At 47.0% G+C, this 6,484-nt stretch carries 4 protein-coding genes; 3 read left to right on the plus strand and 1 reads right to left on the minus strand.

Annotated elements, in window-relative coordinates; all coding sequences use genetic code 11:
- The coding region (gene rpoC, locus ACK5MF_RS18645) for a DNA-directed RNA polymerase subunit beta' (protein WP_416924023.1) at nucleotides 1-3,049 on the plus strand (3,049 nt) is incomplete at its 5' end.
- 266 nt (nucleotides 3,050-3,315) lie between these two features.
- Here the strand turns inward: rpoC and rsd are convergent.
- On the minus strand, nucleotides 3,316-3,810 hold the full coding sequence (rsd, locus tag ACK5MF_RS18650; RefSeq protein ID WP_416924024.1) for a sigma D regulator: 495 nt from the start codon (nucleotides 3,808-3,810) through the stop codon (nucleotides 3,316-3,318).
- Between the two features lie 145 nt (nucleotides 3,811-3,955).
- On the opposite strand from rsd, the gene nudC reads away from it, so the two are divergent.
- Together nudC and hemE are read left to right on the plus strand one after the other, a co-directional pair.
- The gene (gene nudC, locus ACK5MF_RS18655) at nucleotides 3,956-4,777 is read left to right on the plus strand and encodes an NAD(+) diphosphatase (protein WP_416924025.1); all 822 of its coding nucleotides are present in this window, start codon (nucleotides 3,956-3,958) and stop codon (nucleotides 4,775-4,777) included.
- 315 nt (nucleotides 4,778-5,092) lie between these two features.
- Nucleotides 5,093-6,175, plus strand: a complete 1,083-nt coding sequence (gene hemE / locus ACK5MF_RS18660; protein WP_416924026.1) for a uroporphyrinogen decarboxylase — start codon at nucleotides 5,093-5,095, stop codon at nucleotides 6,173-6,175.
- Nucleotides 6,176-6,484: the final 309 nt, after the last annotated feature.

Here is a 6,484-nt window from a genome sequence, read left to right on the forward strand (position 1 = left end):
AGAAACTCGTGGCATGGCGACGACAATCAAAGCAGCTAAGAAAATGGTAGAGCGCGAAGAAGCGATCGTTTGGGATATCCTAGACGAAGTAATCCGCGAACACCCAGTACTATTGAACCGTGCACCAACACTTCACCGTCTTGGTATCCAGGCGTTCGAACCAGTACTAATCGAAGGTAAAGCGATTCAGCTACACCCACTAGAGTGTGCGGCGTACAACGCCGACTTCGATGGTGACCAAATGGCGGTTCACCTACCTCAAACACTAGAGGCACAGCATCAAGCTCGAACACAGATGATGTCGCCAAACAACAATCTGTCGCCAGCAACAGGTGATCCGAACCTCGTACCGACACAGGACGATCTATTGGGTCTGTACAACATCACACTAGACAAGATCAACGTGAAAGGTGAAGGCATGTACCTTTCTGGCCCAGCAGAGGCTGAGAAAGCATACCGCACTAAGACCGCTGAACTACACGCACGCGTTAAAGTACGTATTACAGAAACAGTTGTAGACGAAGACGGCAACAGCACAACAGAGACTAAGATGGTTGATACAACTATCGGTCGTGCAATGCTATGGCAAATCGTGCCAGCTGGTCTACCGTACAGCATCGTTAACCAAAAGCTAGGTAAGAAGCAAATCTCTAACCTACTAAACGAGGCGTACCGTAAGCTAGGTCTGAAAGACACTGTAATCTTCGCTGACCAAATCATGTACACCGGTTTCGCATACGCGGCACTATCTGGTGTATCTGTTGGTATCGACGATATGGTTGTACCGCCAGCTAAGTACACTGAAATCGCAGAAGCGGAAGAAGAAGTACGCGAAATTCAAGAACAGTTCCAGTCTGGTCTTGTTACTGCGGGCGAACGCTACAACAAAGTGATCGATATTTGGGCATCAACCAACGATCGCGTAGCAAAAGCGATGATGGAGAACCTTTCATCTGAAACGGTGATTAACCGTGACGGTGAAGAAGAGAAGCAAGAGTCATTCAACAGCATCTATATGATGGCTGACTCAGGTGCTCGTGGTTCTGCCGCTCAGATTCGTCAGCTAGCAGGTATGCGTGGTCTGATGGCTCGTCCTGATGGTTCAATCATCGAGACGCCAATCACGGCGAACTTTAAAGAAGGTCTAAACGTACTTCAGTACTTTATCTCAACGCACGGTGCTCGTAAGGGTCTAGCCGATACTGCATTGAAGACAGCGAACTCTGGTTATCTAACCCGTCGTCTAGTAGACGTTGCTCAAGACGTAGTAGTTTATGAGCACGACTGTGGCACCCACGAGGGTGTGGACATGATGCCTCACATCGAGGGTGGTGACGTTAAAGTTCCGCTAACTGAACTTGCACTTGGTCGTGTGGTTGCAGAAGACATTCTGAAACCAGGTACAGAAGAAGTTCTCGTTCCTCGTAACACGCTGCTTGATGAGAAATGGTGTCAGGTTCTAAACGACAACTCTGTTGACCGTATTAAAGTACGTTCAGTAGTAACCTGTGACGCAGACTTCGGTTGTTGTGCTCTATGTTACGGTCGTGACCTAGCTCGTGGTCACCTAGTGAACCAAGGTGAAGCAGTGGGTGTTATCGCTGCTCAGTCTATCGGTGAACCGGGTACACAGCTAACGATGCGTACGTTCCACATCGGTGGTGCTGCATCGACGGCAGCAGCAGAGAACAGCATCCAAGCGAAGAACACAGGTACTGTGAAGCTACACAATGCTAAGTTCGTAATTAACAAAGATAGCAAACTGGTGATCACTTCTCGTGCATCTGAGCTAACTATCATTGACGAATTTGGTCGTACCAAAGAGAAGCACAAACTTCCTTACGGTTCATTGCTAAGCAAAGCAGATAACGACGCAGTTGAAGCTGGTGAAACAGTGGCTAACTGGGAAGCGCACACACTGCCAATCATCACTGAAGTGGCAGGTCGCATCCAGTTCGTAGACATGATCGATGGCGTAACCGTTTCTCGTCAAACCGATGACCTAACGGGTCTATCTTCAAGCGAAGTAACGGATGCAGCCGCTCGTCCTGCAGCAGGTAAAGATATGCGTCCAGCTATCAAACTTGTGGATGAGAAAGGTAACGATGTAGTGATCCCTGGTACAGATATGCCAGCTCAATACTTCCTACCGGGTAAAGCGATCGTCAACATCGAAGATGGCGCTGAAGTGAATGTGGGTGATACTCTTGCTCGTATTCCTCAGAAATCTGGCGGTAACCGAGACATCACCGGTGGTCTACCTCGCGTAGCAGACCTGTTCGAAGCTCGTAAGCCGAAAGAGCCTGCAATCCTTGCTGAGTACACAGGTACTGTGTCGTTCGGTAAAGAGACTAAGGGTAAACGTCGTCTCGTGATCACTCGCGACAGCGGTGATGTTTACGAAGAGATGATTCCTAAGCATCGTCAGTTGAACGTGTTTGAAGGTGAGCGTATCGAACGTGGTGACGTGATCGCAGATGGTCCAGAGTCTCCACATGACATCCTACGTCTGCGTGGTATTCATGCTGTAACTTCTTACATCGCTAACGAAGTTCAGGAAGTTTACCGTCTGCAAGGCGTTAAGATTAACGATAAGCACATCGAAACCATCGTTCGTCAGATGCTACGTAAGTGTACAATTACTCACGCAGGTGACTCTGAGTTCCTACCTGGTGAGCAAGTTGAATACTCACAAGTTAAGATCGCTAACCGTGCTCTAGAAGCAGAAGGCAAAGAGCCTGCACGTTTCGAACGTGAACTTCTAGGTATCACTAAAGCGTCTCTGGCGACAGAATCGTTCATCTCTGCGGCATCGTTCCAAGAAACGACGCGCGTACTGACTGAAGCTGCGGTATCTGGTAAGCGTGATGACCTACGTGGTCTGAAAGAGAACGTTATCGTTGGTCGCTTGATCCCTGCGGGTACGGGTTTTGCGTACCACCAGGATCGTCAATCTAAGCGTGAAGCTCAGAAAGAAGGTCCTTCAGCAGAGCAAGCTACAGATAACCTAGCTGCGCTACTGAACGCAGGTTTCTCTTCAGAAGAGTAATCAGCAAGAACTATCGATATGAAAAAAGGCACCGAAAGGTGCCTTTTTTATTGCCTGTGATTTATGCTTATGAGCATTCGTCATTCTGGAAAATGCGTAGCATTTATCCAGAATCTGGTTTCAGCGATCGCAGCTTTTAGATTCCAGCCTTCGCTGGAATGACGGTAAAATAGGAATGACTAATAGGGTTAAGTATGAATTCCCACGCAGGAGCGTGGGAACTAGAGGAAAGTATGAAACCGATAGCAGAGAACCAAAAGCTAAAACTACGCACCCGGCGGAATAGAAAGACTATCAATGATGAGCTGGATCAGATGATCTTCAAGCTCAAAGCGAGACTCTAAAATTTGCCCCACTTTAGACAGATCATTATCGAAGCTCTCAAGCTCATCGTCTTCACTGACCGCTGCATATTGATCGGTGAAATTGAGTAGCGGATCGGTGGTGGCAACAATTTTAGCGTAAGCCTGATGGATATCATCGGTGATCTGAAAGCCAGTGGAGTGCCACTTGTTCATCACCATGTCGTAGACCTTAAAGTGACCTTCTGAAATATAGTCGACAAGATCTTGACAGAAATATTGAAGTTCTTGAGGTGAAGGAAGTTCTGAAACCGCGGCTTTAGCAGCACAAGGTTGAAGCGCAGCAATTTTGCAATATTGTACAACTACATGCTGTCTTTTCTCTAACCAATGATCAATAACCTCACTGGCCCCACCCCATTGTTCTTGGGTTTGTTTGAATTTTTTTAGCATGACCATGCCCTCAAGATCGAGCTATCTGATGATAGACTGTCCTTTGCACATTGCGCTGTATGAGTAGGATACAGCCTGTTGTCTTCACGAGAGTTTATGTAGAGTAAACAAATCGAGACAAACTCTGGTATGAAATTAGATTGCCAGTAAAATGAACGAACTGCAAGCAACAGGAGTTGGCATGTTAACAAATAGTGACCTTAAATCAGCTTATTGGTGTGTTGTCTCAGGAAGTGAACTCTGGACCCTGGATGGCACCATTCCATTTGGAACGGCAAGTGAGCTCGGATTACCTTTTGACGCGGCGATCGAAATAGATCGTATTGATCAGTATCCAGTGTATTGGCTCAATCTATCTGAGATAGATAATGATCTGCCGATGACTTCTTTGCGTGAATTGCTGGTGGTTAGCGAGCAAACATTTCTTGCGGCAAGCCGAGCGATTCAATTTGGCCACATGACCCAAACCATGCGTTTTTGTCCGCAATGTGGCGGACGTAACCATTTCAACCATCGTGAATTGGCAATGCAATGTCAGGATTGTCGAACCATGCATTATCCACGCATCTTCCCGTGTGTGATTGTTGCGGTGCGCAAAGGCGAACAAATTTTGCTGGCTCAACATCCTCGTCATAAGGAGGGTATGTATACCGTGATCGCTGGCTTTTTAGAAGTGGGTGAAACCTTGGAGCACTGTGTTGCTCGTGAGGTATTAGAAGAAACGGGCATCAAGGTTAAAAATATCCGCTATTTCGGCAGCCAGCCCTGGGCTTTCCCTTCCAGTATGATGGTGGCATTTGTTGCCGATTATGAAAGCGGCGAAGTTCGTCCTGACTATACAGAACTGAGTGACGCTCAGTGGTTCGGTGTCGATGAACTACCACCCGTGGCCCCAAAAGGAACCATTGCCAGAGCTCTGATTGAAGAGATTGTTGGGGCAATTGAACAGAACCATCATCTTACCGCAAGCTAAAAAAAAACCTCCGGTGAGGGAGGGGGTAAGTAAGATGTCGTTATGAGATGTCGGGTACTCAGTACCCGTATATTATTGTAGTTTTCGCTAGCAACGAGATTTTAAACGCGATTTCAGTGCGTAGGCAAATTAACCATTGATTTAAAAGTTAATAACATGATCTAGCTTGCAAAGCGTTGCGGCGTAAAAGTAAATCAATAACCTGTTACAGGGGAAAAAGTGATAGAATACGCGCCTAATTTGCTAAGAACTCATTTACCTAAAAACGCATTTACCTAAAAACGAATGAAATAAGCCTAGAAGTTGGAAGCCAGAATGACAGAATTAAAGAACGACCGTTATCTTCGTGCTTTGTTGAAGCAGCCAGTGGATTGCACTCCGGTATGGATGATGCGCCAAGCAGGGCGTTATCTGCCAGAATATCGTGCAACACGAGCCCAAGCGGGTGACTTTATGTCGCTGTGCAAAAACGCAGAGCTTGCTTCTGAAGTGACATTACAGCCACTACGTCGTTTTCCTCTAGATGCTGCGATTCTGTTTTCAGACATTCTGACTATCCCAGATGCCATGGGGCTTGGTTTACGTTTTGCTGCTGGTGAAGGTCCAGTATTCGACCGTCCTATTACTTGTAAAGCGGATGTCGATAAAATTGGTCTACCGGATCCAGAAGGTAAGCTTCAGTATGTGATGAATGCTGTACGCCAAATCCGCAAAGACCTCAAAGGTGAAGTGCCTCTAATTGGTTTCTCTGGTAGCCCATGGACATTAGCGACTTACATGGTCGAAGGCGGCAGCTCAAAAGCTTTCACTAAGATTAAACAGATGATGTACGCCGAACCTGCAACGCTACATGCGTTGTTGGACAAGCTTGCAGACAGTGTGATTGAGTACCTAAATGCCCAGATTAAAGCCGGTGCGCAATCTGTCATGGTGTTTGACACTTGGGGCGGCGTATTGACTCCTCGTGATTACAACCAGTTTTCACTGCAATACATGCATAAGATTGTTGATGGCTTGCTGCGTGAAAATGAAGGTCGTCGTGTTCCCGTTACGCTATTTACCAAAAACGGTGGCATGTGGCTGGAAAGCATAGCTGCTACAGGTTGTGATGCGGTCGGTCTGGACTGGACCATCAACATTGCTGATGCCAAAGCGCGCGTCGGTGATAAAGTAGCGCTGCAAGGTAACATGGACCCATCAATTCTTTACGCGCAGCCAGAACGTATTCGCCAAGAAGTTGCCTCTATTCTGGAAGGTTTTGGTCATGGTAGTGCAGGCAATAGCGGCACAGGTCATGTCTTCAACCTAGGCCATGGTATTCATCTCGATGTTCCGCCAGAGAACGCTGGAATATTCGTTGAAGCGGTACATGAACTATCTAAGCCGTATCACAAATAGCCTTATCGCAATTAGTTTTATCAGAAAGAGTGAATAACACGAGGCGCTCATCATCGAGCGCTTTTTTGTTTGCCCAGCAAAGCTGGCAAACCCGTCCACTTGAAAGAAAGTGGAGTCACCCTGACTAAGGGGAAGACAATCCGAATGGCAAGGGCGTCACGGGCTAACGGTGGGGTCTGAAGGAAGCCATAGGAAGTTAGATGTACACAACTAACCGTAATCTGTTTCGGCGGTACTGGTGGGTAAGCGTCCAAAATAGCGCAAAGCCCAATACTTAGTCAGACCAATACTGTGATTGAGGGTGGGATA

The sequence above is a fragment of the Vibrio sp. genome (assembly GCF_047973365.1).
Lineage (GTDB): Bacteria > Pseudomonadota > Gammaproteobacteria > Enterobacterales > Vibrionaceae > Vibrio.